This window comes from Nostoc sp. WHI (genome assembly GCF_015714725.1).
Classification (GTDB): Bacteria; Cyanobacteriota; Cyanobacteriia; order Cyanobacteriales; family Nostocaceae; genus Nostoc.
On sequence record NZ_WBKM01000341.1, the window covers coordinates 1 to 13,624 of the forward strand.

Consider the following 13,624-nt stretch of genomic DNA (forward strand, 5'->3'; position numbering starts at 1 on the left):
GCAATGCTTCCAAATCCTTCGGGATAAATCCCTGTAACCGCGATGTCAACTGTCTTGGTGACAATGGAACGAGTTACAGGGTGCAGATGCTCAAAGGTGTGAGTGCCTGATACTCTGCGTTTAATCTCAGTTGCCCAGCGTTCCGGGTTATGGTTGCTTAAACTAATTGAAAGTTTGACCCCATTGGGAATATTCAGAACTGCTAAGTCTGCAAGGATGCTTTCTAGTGCCAGTTCTGCTTTTTTGGCTTTATCTTCGTGCAACAGGGTGTGATCACTTTGTGCGATCGCCGCACTGCCCCAGAAGAATTGAATATCTTTTAAGTCAAGCCGCGAACCTTCTACATAACGCACCCAGCAGCCATCTTTTGAGATGGTTTCGTGGTGTTTAATATTGCGGTTGCGAACAAGTGAGTATACGGCTGGCATCATGATGGAAAAATCACCGATGATTGCCTTGCCATACCCTGCACCTGAGTCTTTCCCGGCGATAAGGTCAGTTAGCCCGGATTTGGCTAACAAGTCTGCTTGAACTAGCCAATTTTTGGCATTGGTGTATGTCGAAGTCATGGTTCTGTTGTTTGTTAAAGTCTTGTTTTTCCTGGCTTGGCGTTGATTTTTAGGCAAATCACGATAAAGCCAGATATCCACTTAGGGGTTAGCCAAAGCATCACTTTCTGGCTTCTATTGCCTTTGTTGAGTGGCTGTTTTTGGCTGACAACTTTAAAGTAGCATTTTCTCAGAGAATTATCAGCATAAATAAAAGAATTAATTTACTTTTCTCAAAAAAAATCAGACAGATTGTAGCTAAGTATCTGAGAATTAGCTACTGTCTTGACTGAGGTACACAATTTAAAGTTAAAAAATGCCAGCAGGTAAAAGACCACGAGTAATGTTTGTCACGAGCGATCATGTAAAACAAGCGCTAGAGCGATGGGCAGAGGATGAGGATAAAACTGTTAGCAGCTTATTGGACGAACTTATAAAAGAAGTCTTAGTACAAAAGGGGTATCTAGAACCTCCAAAAAAGTTATTGAGCCAGAGTCATCACAAAAATTAACAGAAGAAATCTCTTCATCCGTATCACACAGCAATTCGCCTGAATGTTATACTAATGAGCAAGAGCCGTATAACACAGATAGCCAAACAGAGCTTATTATGAGCATTCCAATAGTTACCAGTCGCCAAGAAGGTGCAGCAGAGGTCAGGGTTTTCATGCTGGAAGATGAACGAGAGCAACTCAAGCAGGCTTGCACAAGCATGAAAACGAATATGAGCCACATTTTAAGAGTGCTAGCACTGCAATGGTTAACCGAACAGCACCAAACACCGCACGAATAGTATTAAAGGAAAACATGGTTCAAGATATATGTTCTCGATTAGAAAAAACTGAAACGGTGCTAGATGAACTAGCACCGTTGATAAAATGGCTTACTCAACTGCTTAAGCACACTGCTTCAAGAGTTAACTGTCTATTGAAAGGGTGGATAGCGCGAGTGGATTTGTTTTTCAGGCAAATGCCTGAGTATTTGCAAGCCTGCAAAACAAAACAGATTAGCCTGTTTTGATACTGTCAAGCAGCTTTTCATGCTAACCTTACCAAAGTAAGTCTGCAAATCAGACTGAAATCAATCAATACAAAAAGGAGGGGGCAACGACACTAGCAGTATATTCGGATAGTCAAAATGGTAAGGGGAGTCGTTAGATAACAGTATTGATGTCCAAGACTTTGGCGGGTCAGACAGACACCAAATTGTTTGAAGAACTAACGAGGCCTCACGACTCGACCCCTGTTCGTAATCTTAGCATACAGGGTCGGATATTTTATGCCTTTTTTTGGACAAATTGCAAAAAAGGCATCTGGCGCTACAATTTTCCCCGACTCTAGATTTAAAGCGAAATGTCAGCAAGAGCTACTTAGATGCAAATAATTTAGGGACGAATTTTACGCCTAGATGCCTCGTATATGAGGATAGCATCGTGAATATTTTGTTTTTTCAATTAAAAGCTGTTTTATTTTGCCTTGAGCTAAAGCATAGGGCTGATTTCTGCATTTTTGACTATTCGTAAACTAATTCCAAACATTACACCAGCCGCTTGGTCAGCTTTGGAAGCAAGTAAAAAATAAGAAATCGGCTAGCTGCCCATACGCAAGACATACGCCTAGCAATTAGGCTACTAACCGTTTATATAACAATCTCAGTTTAACAATGTTTGCGTAGTTGAGGTAAAGTTAGCACAGCTTTAATCAGGTGACATCAACCCTATAAAACTAATCATGAGAGTTTCATGCTCTTAATTTCAGGCCTTTTAGTCAAGACGATTGGTTTCTTGTAAATCTGAAATTTTTTCTTTACTGAGTAGAGATAAAGTGGTTAGCCATTGGCAACACTTGATATCAGCACTGCTACTTTAGCCATTAACAGTGGGTAGCTCCGATGAATACAACCATTATCGGAGGTTATCAAAATGGCACAAACCAATGTAATTAGCATCAATGAAGCTAATGGAAACGACCAACTAACTCAAAGCCATTGGCAAGAGTGGGTTATTGGTTCAGGTGTTGACCCAGAGTTAACAGCTTTGAATGTCCGTTCTCTTAGTGGCCCCTCAGTGTACGAATATCTGTTATGCGCCCTACCTCAAACTGCCAGACGTAACGATGGGCGACTGCGTGATGGGTACTTGAAACGATATGCCCACGCGGAGGCCGGTGCATGGTGGGTTAGCGGACTTGACCCGCTTAATGATTGGTTGGCGATGGACTGGGGACGGATGAAACCAGATTACCCCCGCCTTAAATGGGACAAGACTACACAGCAGCAAACTCAAAAGCCAGTCAAGTACGAGTCACCGCCCAAAACTCCCAACCGAGTTACCTACTTGAGACTGCCCCTACATTTATGGCGGTTGGTATCACTCCGGTATAACGTGCCGATGCCAGAACATATTACCGTTACCGAAGAAGGAGAGGCGTTAGGTTTTTGGGCTTGGGTAATGGCACATCCCGAAATCCCTGTAATCCTTACAGAGGGCGAGAAGAAGGCTGGTTGTTTGCTGACTTTGGGATTTGTAGCGATCGCACTCCCTGGAATCTGGAATGGTCGAGTGGGCAAGGAGGATTTAGAACGACTGCACCCTGATTTAGTCCCAATGACTCAAAAGGGGCGTAAATTCGTTGTTCTGTTCGACTACGAAAGCAAACCCAAAACCAAACAGCAGATTTTTCAAGCCACACGCCGCACAGCTTCTGCAATTGTACAACTTTGCTGCCAATGTGAAGTAGCGCTGCTGCCAGGGCCAGAGAAAGGAATTGACGATTGGGTTGTGGCTTTGGGTAAAAAAGCGGATAAAGCCGTCACCACGATGATTGCTGATGCCTTGAGAATCAGCGAGTACAAGCAAAGATTTTTCATTAACCGAGCTAGGGGACTCCATAAATACAAGCCCAATGTAACGGTGAATACTCGCTATCTCTCACTTGCAATTCACTCCCTACCTCAATCGGGGTTAGTTGGTTTGGTTTCCGATATGGGAACAGGAAAGACTGAAATCTTGGCAGTTCTCAGAAGAGATAACCCCCAACTCAGTTTTTTGAACAATGGGCATCGGGTTACTTTGCTCAAGAATCTCAGCGATCGCTTACAAACAGCAATGTACTCCGCGATTTCTTGCGGTGACTGGGGTCAGGTAAAAGCTCTCAGCATTACCGTGGATTCTCTGTATAAAATGGCAAATGATTTACAGGCTTATGACATTCTATTTATTGATGAAGCCTGCCAGTATCTCGCCCATCTACTGAAGTCCAAAACTTGCAAGGAACACCGGGGGGCTATTCTGGAAGTGCTGGAGTATCTAGTTTACAACGCCAAGCTGGTTGTTTTAGCTGATGCTCACTTGGATGATTTGACCATTGAGTTCTTCATGAATTTGCGACCGGCTGGCGAAAAACCTTTCATCATCAAAAACCAGTATCGCTCAGGTGGTCGTCAAGTTCATTGGTACGAAGGGAGAAACAGCAGCGCAATCGTTGCCGAGTTCCACGCTCAACTCATGTCGGGTAAAAAGTTGATGATGGTCAGCGACAGCAAGCGATTCATCAAAAAGTTGGAACGAGCGCTGAATGATGGGGTATCAATAGATACGCCTGATGATGAAACACTGGAATCAGTCGAAGACCGACAGCTACGGGTGTGGGCTATTCACTCGGAAAATAGCGGCTCTGAAGAGAATGTGATTTTCATCAGGGAGATTAACATTGCTATTAAGGATCTTGACGCTTTTTTAATTACTCCCAGTCTCAGTTCAGGGGTTGACATTTCCAGCTATCATTTTGATGCCGTGTTTGGCGTGTTTCATGCTGTCTCGCAGTCGGCTACAGAATGCGCCCAGCAATTATGGCGGTATCGTCCAGATGTCCCCATGTACGTTTGGGTTGCACCGCGCCCTCCCTTTGGTTACGCCGAAACCAATGCCCGTCGCATCAAGGAAAGGATTCTTCAAACGAATGAAATGACCGCGTTTCTGATTCGCATTAACCGCGAGACAGGAAAACGTGGGGCTGAGAAGGATTGGGCATTAGATGCTAGTTGTCAGATTGAGGGGCAACGGAATTGGTCGATTAATAATTTACGGGCTGATTTGCGATCGCTTCTGGAGGAGATGGGGAATACCATTGTTTCTGCCGGGGATGGAGGTAATGAAGCGACTTCGCGGTGGATGAAAGCGGCTGGTATTGCCATTGATGAAGAACATTATCGCTTGGTGGCGAATGCCAAAGATATTGACAGAAGGACTTACACGAGTAGGCAGCACCAAGACTATCTCAAACCGGAGGAGGTGCTGGAGTGTGAGAAGTTCCGCATACAGGATACTTACGGCATGAGCGTAACCCCGGAACTGGTTGAGCAAGATGACGGGGGACGCTTAATTAAAAAAATTGTCGCACTTGAAGCGATATTGGCAATGCCTGGGGAAATGGTCACTGATGACCAGGGGCGCGAGTTTGTTCCACCGCCCTCTGTGGTTGCCGAACGCGATAAATCGGAACGCGATCGCTTGGCTATTTGCACTGACTGGAGCAATCATTCTACCGCATGGTTAATGCGTCATCGGCTGGGACTCAGGGCTGTGCTGATGGATCTGATGGCTGGGGTTGAGATTAAAGGCGACGAAGCGATGATTCAGACTTTGGCTGAGTTTTCCAAGTGCAACGCATCTCACGTTAAAGGTATCCTCAACCTGACCATTCCGCTATCGGAGTCTCCTGTGTGGATTTTGAGCCAGTATCTTTCGCAACTGGGTTTGTCCACTGAGTCGCGGCGACCGCTTGAAGATGGGCAGCGCGTTAGGTACTATCGGCTCAATACTGAGGATGTCGAGTTTGCCCAACAGGTATTGGAGTATCGTCAACGGCAACGGGAGGAGAAGGAACGCAAACGCCAAGAGTCACTTGAGCGAGATGCGGCACATAAGGCTAGAATGCAGTCTCAATATGGGATTAACCCGCCGTCCACACCCCCCATTAATGAAGATGGAGATAATAATCGGGGGGGTATGGACACAGAGGAAGAACTCAGTGATTCTTGGTGGGAACGGGTTAAATATTACGCTCGGCTGGCGATTGAACGTTTAGAGGATGGGGTTGATGATGTAAAAGAATTACTCAGTACGTTGACGAGTGATGAGCGTTGCGGCGTGATGCTGGAGTTTGAGGATGTTGACCCTGATAAGTTTGCTCAACTGGTGGCCTTTGCGCCCGATTGGGTGGAATGGATGGTGTGATAGTCCCGTTTCCCAATAAGTGCGATCACACTTTGAAGTCCCGTTGCTTTAGGGATCAAGTCTTTGTGTGTTCAGCTTTTGTTCCGATGCCGTGATAAGCATATTTCCCGACATTTCCCCCAACTGGTGACAGCATCGCCAAACTCGCAGATGCGCCCAACACCTGCTCGTCAGATACTTCCAAATATTTCTGCAACCCTACAAAACTGTAAAATAAGGTTCGTAGGGTTTTTAGAAGCTAGGAGTTAGGTTTACCTGGATAAATTTCCCAAAGTTCGTTTTGAAAATCAAACGTCCATTCTGTCTTTTCTCTCAATTCAGAGAGCTTGTCATAAATTTCTTCTAACCGGGGTATGAGTAGCATTCGCGCAGAAAACCGGGTTAAGAGATATTACATGAGTAAGACAAGCATTTTTAGAAGCTGAAACCCTTATTTGATCGTTGAGTAGTGACTCGATAATAAGTTTAAGTCAATGACCTTCGTTATCGGAAAAATCCTTAGCAAATAAGGCTTTTAAGCTTAACCCGGTTTTCTGTTCTGATGATACTCATACCCCGGGATAAAGAGCAAGAGTCACAGCCTGACCCTGAAATTTCCTCTAAAAAAAAGGGCGGGAAGCGATCGCACCCCGATTACAGACAAACCACTATCTATATAAATAAGCAAATTGAGAAAAAAATGAAGGCTGCATTCTTAGAGGATGGGGTAGAGGACTTTTCCCAATGGATAGAAGAACGAATAGAAGAATGGCTTGAAGGGCGTAAGCAAAGCTAAAAGCTATGAAGTTACTAGTTTTGTGTATCTAAAAGTGCGAGTATGCAAGTACTCAGATATTCGCATACTCGCACTTTTAGATACTCAAGTATCCGCCATGATTATTATAAAGGATACGGACATCGCAGTTTTTTTTACTACCAGGGTTGATTATCTCGGTCATCAAGTTACTCTCAAACCCCAATCATCTACTTCATCTGTTAAATGCTCAAAACAAAAGTTCATAAATTTTGTAATTAACGTTGAGATCGCTACCCCCTTTGTTGTTTACAACTAGCCCGTAAAATCCATCGGAATCATTATTGACGAAATATTGTAATTTCCATTCAAGCACTACAACTCGAAAATTAGGTACAAGAGGACGACCCGTCACACTTGGGACGAAAAAATGATGGCTTTGGCTTAGTCGTTCAGCATCAGAGATTGGTCGAAATACCTGTCTTGTCTCTGTTTGTGCTTTAGCAACAAAACTGCCCTTATAGACTATTGGTAGCTGGGCTTTCACCATTGGGGCTATTATCAAAACCAGTGCTAAAGTTAGCGCCAGCAAAGTGCTACTAAATACAATGAGCCTGCGGAATCGTGAGAATTTTTTGAACATTTTTTCCTCCTAGTCAACTAGGTATTGAGCATAAAATCCTATATGGTTTTTGTGTAAGTAATTTAGACTGTCCTGCCCGTCTGGACTTGGGTTTGACGTTTTGCATAACAATCTTTCCCCCTCTTGTGTTGAGCTATTTTGGCAAAAGCTAGACCACCTCTTTTTTTGGCGAAGGTATTGATACAATACAGTTATTTGATACTTAATTCAAGTATTGTTAATAGTTTTTATAAATTCCAAATTCAAATTGATTACTGCGATCGCCCGCCCCCTGCCTAAAATTCCTCAAGAGCGCAGCGCTCTCTTGACCCAAGCCCAGCCATAGCCTGAGATTTCCTCTCTACGAGACGCTGAACGCGATCGCTCCATAAAAGGGCGTCGCACTCATTAAAAGATTTTCTTAGAGGATGGATACGTTGGGTGCGCGGTGTAAGATGCGATGCGATCGCCTCAAAGCAAATGAAAAAATATTATTAGAGCTGTTTATGTATAAATTTGACTTGACAAAATAATTTATTAAGTCACTAAAATTATTGCAGGTTGAATCAATAATTAATTTTTGAAGAAAAAATAAATGCTTATTTAGAGCTTGAAATAACTCTAGAAAAATTTAATTAAGCCATAAGGAAAACTTAATATTAATCTAACCCACACTTATGAAGTTTTATGGTGAACTGTAGAGTGTAAATACAGTATTGCAGTTTTAAATTTATTACCAATAATAATATTCTAGTTGCCTGTTATAGCAACTGATGCTAATACTGGCATTTGTAGGTCAGTTCATATATTTGCAATGTTTTTAGAGCTTTAGAAGTTTCAATAAGGAGAGAATTACCATGACTCTTTACGGCTATACAATTGGAAGGCCTAATTTTTATGATCCTGATACTGATGGACTATGCCCAGTATGGCGCTTTCCTATTCCTATTCCTATTCCTCCTTCTCCTAGCCCATGGCCAATTACCCCTCAGCTTATAGGTAATATCCGTGTTCCAAATATTCCTAATGCAAATTTAGGAGGGTTAGGTACTAACCCTATTACTGGAAGGATAAGTGCCGTTAATGCACCTCGTCTCGGAGATCCTGACCCTCAACCAAGTATCCGAGTTAGTAATATTGATGCGCCTTTTGCTCCAGTCATAAGTTTACCAACGCGTACACCATCAAACCTAAGGCGTTTTGGATTTGATTCAGGTGCTGACTTTGGACGTGACTTTTCAGCAGCTGGTCAACCAATTGTTCTATACAACATTTCAGGGAATCAAAGTAGCAGTAATGGAGTGCCAGTAGGAAGCTCTCTTTATAAAATTACTACAGCTAACCCTGGAACTCTTAGCCTTGTAGACAGCTTTGGCGGAGCTACTACTGCTGCACGAACACAAGGAACTCAACCTACCAACCCTGGAAAATTTGCCGATGGATTAGCTATCGATAATCTCAATCCTGGTAGAACTCGCGCTCTTGCTAGTGATTTCACTAACACAGATGAAACTACAGGCGACACTACCAGAAATAACCTGTACAAAGTTGATCTGCTTACTGGTCAGCTATCTGCGCCGATTGTGCTGAGAAATTCTTCAGGTCAACCTCTTAATCTCAACCGAGATTCTGGACTAGCATTTACTAACCTTACCGGCTCTACTCAAAGACTGTTAGCTTTGCTGGAGACTGGGCAAGTCTACGAGATCACAGGCTTCCAAGACGAGCTTGCCGCACCAGGTCTGAGTTTAGGTACTCCCACGGGAACCAGCGGTGCTGGCTTTGCAACCGCCAGGTTACTTGGTACAGTCAATTTACCCGGTGCTGCGGCTGGAACAACTGATTATGAAGGCTTTACGATTGTTAACGAATAAGAAAAAAGGCGCAAGGGCAATGTCTATGTGTCAAGTGATTTAGAGTGTGCGTAATTAGCACGAGAAGTTATATTGTTGTTTGTCTGCCAAAACTTCACAATACAAGCCGTAGTTTCACCGTACAGTCTACCAGTGTGTATGCCAGATAATAGAGTAAAAACTGGTATACATTTTTACTTTTATGGCAGACAACGAACCTAATAATATAGAAACTGATGTTGAAAATTTGAAAATTTCAATATTAGAATTAGGGGTATGAGTAGCATTCGCGCAGAAAACCGGGTTAAGAGATATTACATGAGTAAGACAAGCATTTTTAGAAGCTGAAACCCTTATTTGATCGTTGAGTAGTGACTCGATAATAAGTTTAAGTCAATGACCTTCGTTATCGGAAAAATCCTTAGCAAATAAGGCTTTTAAGCTTAACCCGGTTTTCTGTTCTGATGATACTCATACCCCAACTTCTACACAGACATTGCCACGACACAAAGACTACTAGTGATGGCAGTCCTGGCAGAAAATCTGGCTGTAACAGTGCCAAGCCTAAACCACCCTCCGAAATGAATTGGTTTTGGGAGGAGGATATGTTGGTAATGAGGAATGCGTGACAAGCACCAAGTCACTGAGGAGCCGTGTGAATTTAAAGGTTCAAGCACGGTTTTGAAGACCAGCGAGTTTCGTGAGGAACTCGCTGAGTTTACTCGCTCTGCCCACGATGCACAGAAGTACATCTTCACTAACCTCAACACTCACTGCAATGGAATGGAAAAACGAGTTATCGAACTCGATATCGAAAAGTGCTTCGACAGGATTAACCACTCAGCCATAATGGACGAACTCATCGCCCCTTTTGGCTTAAAACTCGGTATATTCCGATGCCTCAAGGCAGGAGTCAACCCAGAATTCCCCGAACAGGGTACACCTCAAGGGGGAGTGGTCAGCCCGCTATTAGCAAATATCGCGCTCAACGGAATTGAGAGTGTCCACAGATACCACTATCAATATAAGGAGGGTAAAAGGATTACACCTAAAACATCGGCAAAATTAATTGCCGAAACGTCAATCCGATACGCGGATGACATGGTTATTATACTCCGACCCGAAGATGACGCGAATGAGATACTTGAAAGAATCAGCGAGTTCCTCCGCAAACGCGGAATGAATGTAAGCCAAAAGAAAACCAAAGTAACCGCAGCGACAGATGGGTTTGATTTCCTCGGCTGGCACTTTAAAGTCCAGAAAAACGGAAAGTTCAGAAGTACTCCCTCAGTGGACAACTTCAAAGCATTCCGTAAGAAAGTAAAACACATCGTTAACAACTCGAATTATGGTTCTAAGGTGAAGGCTGAAAAGCTAGCACCAATAGTTAGAGGATGGAGAAATTACCATAAGTTCTGCAAGATGGATGGGTCAAAGTTTTCCTTATGGCACATCAATCATAGAGCTTTTAAGGTATTCAACAAGGAAACCAAACAAAATAGTCACTCATGCCAGGAGCTAATAAAAAAGGCATTTCCAGCAGTTCCTTACTCCGAAAACAAACACGTCATAGTCAAAGGAACCAAATCTCCCTATGACGGAGATACAGCCTACTGGAGCGAACGAAACAGTAAGCTCTACGACGGCGAAACTTCTATTGCTCTTAAGAAGCAAAACCATAGATGTGCCTCCTGCGGTTTAAAATTCATCGATGAAGAACAGATTCATCTGCATCACATCGACGGAAATCATGCCAACTGGAAGAGAAATAATCTTGAAGCAATTCATGAAAGCTGCCACGATTACGAACACATGAGCAAAAGCGGAAGCTGAGAACATCGGAAGCTGGGTGCGGTGAAAGTCGCACGCCCAGATTTAACAGAGAGGTGCCCCGGATAATACCGGGCATCGACTCTACCACAAAATGGGAGACTTCTTATAAGTATTGGGAACTGTTCGGATTTATTGGGAATTTTTGAGCTAATGAGAATTTTGTGAGTGGATGATGTTTAAGAGATAAAAAGGTAAGAAACAAATTGGAGATTTGGGAGATATTGGATAGATATTGGGAGATGTTGAATGTAGTTGGTGATCATTGGGAAAATGGATGTTTTGTCGAGATGTTCTGTTAGACGCACGAATTTAGCCAAATCAAGGAACCAGTGCTAAAACTGTAATATTTCTTGATAAATGCATCAATAATCACGGTTTGGGCGGTTCATCTTGAGAGTAATTATCAATTAGATAGACAAAAAAAGGGTCAAAAACAGGGGTAAATTTTTTTTGTAGATTTTGTTTTTTAATGTTGAGTCTTGGTTCTCGTTCAAGCCGAATGCTCAACGTTTACTTTCAAAGTGATCTAACTACGATAGCAATGCGCGATCGCGCATCTTGTGGTCAACCTAATCCAAGATAAAATCAAGAGCGAAGAATTTTAATTGATGATGAGCCAGGGGTAAGCTATGGAAGTCAAAAGCGAAGTGACAATAAAATTTAGTGGCTCACTACCAACAGCCACACCTCTTCAGAATAAAAAAGTTGCAATCGAGTTGACTGACCAGAACGGCATAGTCTTCACTGCTCAAGTTAATGCCAAAAGCTGGCGGAAGGCTGAGACTAGCGCCTCAGAATTTGCAGACTGGGCTGGGGCTGTATCGGGGAAGCTTGGCCAACGCACAGAGAACGGCTTTGAAGTGATTGACGCAGGAATCCAGCTTTTTGAAAAGAAGGCGAAGGAGGTCAAACCAGATGTAGGGGCTACTGTATCTGAAGCTGGCGCTTCTTCATAGACGCGTGTCTGCGTTCAACGTTTTCCTAACTTATTTCTACGCTACTGCCCGCGCATAAACGGATTCAAGCAGAGAAACCAATTCGTCTACTTGGGACGAGGTAAATAATCCATCTGGCCCCTGTGGTGTAATGTCGGTAAATGGGGATTCATAGAGGAGCGCAGCATCCATTACGCCATGTTCAGTTAGGTAGTCCACAATCATATTCGCAAACTCAATTTGATTAGAGTTCAGATTTTTACCTGATAGAAACTTAGCTAGTTCCTGTTTGGCTACCTCACGATCTAACCCTACCAAGGAGCGAACGAACAAACCCAGACCCTGTGACTCTTCTTTAGCGTGGATGATATCCTCTTCAGCACCCACACCGCTCTGTGCCAGTATTCTCTCTAGCTCGGACAGGTCGGATGAAGTAAGTTGCTTGTTTGTCCGCAGTTTGAAGATAACTACATGATCCTGATGCGATCGCAAAAAAGCCCTTGCTTTAGCTCGGAACTTCTCAAAGTTATCCGATGATGTAAAGCCAGGTAACTCTACTGTGATCTCATCCCCCATCACATCCTCAAAGTCGGTATAAATGGGTTGGCGTTTCTGTTTTTCAATCAGCTTTACTAGAAAGCGCAGGCGTTTTCGTAGTACCTCCAGCATGGGCAATGTAACATCCTGCCACCATTCGTCGGTCTGTACATCCTGGATCAAAGGCAACTGCTCCCGTACTAATGGGATAGCGGATTTCTCCTCTAGCAAAGAGGCAAGTGACTTCACCTGTTCTCGTAAACGCTCAAAGGCAGGCTCCGAGCGCAGGATTGCTAATTGCAACTTCAGCACGAGAACATCAAACCTTTTTGTCTCTTCTGCTTCCGCTTCCAATTGGGAGGGCAAACCCGCTATTTCTTGGCTCAGTTCGGTAAAGTCCTCGCCCGATAGCGATACCCATGCTTGGGAACTAGCATATTTTTCTACCAGTCGTCGCTTAGGACGCACTACGAAGTTGTCGCTATTCATGGCTGCAACTTCTGTGTGGAGTAGATTAGCCACTTGCTGCCGCAATTCTGCATCGGTCTTTGGTTCTTCAGAGAAGGTTTGAGGTTCTTTGATTGTAGTATTGCCAACCTCAACAACCTTTTTATCTAGCTCTGTGATTAACTCCAATCGCGCAGTAAACAACTGCGTACCCAAGGATTTACCTATTGGGGCATCAGTCGTCTCAGCATTATGCTCGAAAAACTCCAAGTTCTGGCAATAGTCGAACAGGTAGAAGAATTGCTTATCTTGCCCTAAACCGAATAGATCGGGGCAGCGACGGGTTCCCCGTCCTACCATCTGCCAGAACTTAGTTTTGGAGCGTACAAGTTTGAAAAGCACCAGATTGACTATCTCTGGCACGTCAATCCCAGTGTCGAGCATATCCACTGAGATAGCAATATGGGGTTCCTTATCCTTGCTTGAAAAGTTATCAATTAGAGTTTGGGGATATGCGGTTTTGAAGGTAATAACACGGGCAAACTCACCTTTAAAGGGGAGCAATGCGATTTTGTGAGATAACCCCACCTGGAGAGCGATCGCTAATAAACTCTTACGTACATATTAAACATTTAATACAATGACCTGAGTAATATTCGTTAGAAGACACAACCTGTGCTAAAAACGAGGTTTCTGTACATTGTTGCGACTATAAAAAAGGTAAAATTTCTTTTCAGGAATAGTTTTGAAATAGGAAGTATCTACTTTTATGGAGAAAAACATATATGCAAATCTAAATTTTGCCGATTCATTATCAGATTTTAAAGAGGATGTAACGAAACTTTTAGAGTTGAAAAATATCGAGGAGTGGTCTGGAAGAA

General features: G+C 43.3%; 9 protein-coding genes and 2 pseudogenes. 7 read left to right on the forward strand and 4 right to left on the reverse strand.

Annotated elements, in window-relative coordinates; all coding sequences use genetic code 11:
- Positions 1-569: pseudogene (locus F8S12_RS34890) on the reverse strand (ParM/StbA family protein); the annotation flags it as partial.
- A 295-nt stretch (positions 570-864) separates the two neighbouring features.
- Here F8S12_RS34890 and F8S12_RS34895 point away from each other — a divergent pair.
- From F8S12_RS34895 to F8S12_RS34905, 3 genes are all read left to right on the forward strand, one after another.
- Positions 865-1,059: a ribbon-helix-helix domain-containing protein gene (locus F8S12_RS34895; protein ID WP_152592907.1), complete on the forward strand. Its 195-nt coding sequence runs from the start codon at positions 865-867 to the stop codon at positions 1,057-1,059.
- A 98-nt stretch (positions 1,060-1,157) separates the two neighbouring features.
- Positions 1,158-1,340, forward strand: coding sequence for a hypothetical protein (locus F8S12_RS34900; RefSeq protein ID WP_152592908.1), 183 nt, complete (start codon positions 1,158-1,160; stop codon positions 1,338-1,340).
- Between the two features lie 1,128 nt (positions 1,341-2,468).
- A complete protein-coding gene (locus tag F8S12_RS34905) occupies positions 2,469-5,783 on the forward strand; it encodes a plasmid replication protein, CyRepA1 family (RefSeq protein ID WP_196520830.1) in 3,315 nt (1,104 codons plus the stop codon).
- 55 nt (positions 5,784-5,838) lie between these two features.
- On the opposite strand, the gene F8S12_RS41860 is transcribed toward F8S12_RS34905, so the two are convergent.
- A complete protein-coding gene (locus F8S12_RS41860) occupies positions 5,839-5,967 on the reverse strand; it encodes a hypothetical protein (protein WP_269144869.1) in 129 nt (42 codons plus the stop codon).
- Positions 5,968-6,324: 357 nt separating this feature from the next.
- On the opposite strand from F8S12_RS41860, the gene F8S12_RS34910 reads away from it, so the two are divergent.
- Complete coding sequence (locus tag F8S12_RS34910) at positions 6,325-6,558, forward strand: hypothetical protein (protein ID WP_196520831.1); 234 nt, start codon at positions 6,325-6,327, stop codon at positions 6,556-6,558.
- A gap of 208 nt (positions 6,559-6,766) precedes the next feature.
- On the opposite strand, the gene F8S12_RS34915 is transcribed toward F8S12_RS34910, so the two are convergent.
- Entirely contained in the window at positions 6,767-7,159 is a 393-nt protein-coding gene (locus F8S12_RS34915) for a hypothetical protein (protein ID WP_196520832.1), read from the reverse strand.
- 836 nt (positions 7,160-7,995) lie between these two features.
- Between F8S12_RS34915 and F8S12_RS34920 the strand changes: the two genes are divergently transcribed.
- The 3 genes and pseudogenes from F8S12_RS34920 (at position 7,996) to F8S12_RS34930 (ending at position 11,780) form a co-directional block, all read left to right on the forward strand.
- Entirely contained in the window at positions 7,996-9,012 is a 1,017-nt protein-coding gene (locus tag F8S12_RS34920; RefSeq protein WP_196520833.1) for a hypothetical protein, read from the forward strand.
- 702 nt (positions 9,013-9,714) lie between these two features.
- A pseudogene (locus F8S12_RS34925) lies at positions 9,715-10,824 on the forward strand (group II intron reverse transcriptase); the annotation flags it as partial.
- 629 nt (positions 10,825-11,453) lie between these two features.
- Entirely contained in the window at positions 11,454-11,780 is a 327-nt protein-coding gene (locus F8S12_RS34930) for a hypothetical protein (RefSeq protein ID WP_196520835.1), read from the forward strand.
- A gap of 36 nt (positions 11,781-11,816) precedes the next feature.
- On the opposite strand, the gene F8S12_RS34935 is transcribed toward F8S12_RS34930, so the two are convergent.
- Complete coding sequence (locus F8S12_RS34935) at positions 11,817-13,307, reverse strand: type I restriction-modification enzyme R subunit C-terminal domain-containing protein (protein WP_230968487.1); 1,491 nt, start codon at positions 13,305-13,307, stop codon at positions 11,817-11,819.
- Positions 13,308-13,624 lie beyond the last annotated feature (317 nt).

What these genes read in the sequence shown, in the direction of transcription:
- F8S12_RS34895 (WP_152592907.1), top strand. Translation starts at nt 865, where the DNA reads ATGCCAGCAGGTAAAAGACCACGAGTAATGTTTGTCACGAGCGATCAT.
- F8S12_RS34900 (WP_152592908.1), top strand. Translation starts at nt 1,158, where the DNA reads ATGAGCATTCCAATAGTTACCAGTCGCCAAGAAGGTGCAGCAGAGGTC.
- F8S12_RS34905 (WP_196520830.1), top strand. Translation starts at nt 2,469, where the DNA reads ATGGCACAAACCAATGTAATTAGCATCAATGAAGCTAATGGAAACGAC.
- F8S12_RS34910 (WP_196520831.1), top strand. Translation starts at nt 6,325, where the DNA reads ATGATACTCATACCCCGGGATAAAGAGCAAGAGTCACAGCCTGACCCT.
- F8S12_RS34915 (WP_196520832.1), bottom strand. Translation starts at nt 7,159, where the DNA reads ATGTTCAAAAAATTCTCACGATTCCGCAGGCTCATTGTATTTAGTAGC.
- F8S12_RS34920 (WP_196520833.1), top strand. Translation starts at nt 7,996, where the DNA reads ATGACTCTTTACGGCTATACAATTGGAAGGCCTAATTTTTATGATCCT.
- F8S12_RS34930 (WP_196520835.1), top strand. Translation starts at nt 11,454, where the DNA reads ATGGAAGTCAAAAGCGAAGTGACAATAAAATTTAGTGGCTCACTACCA.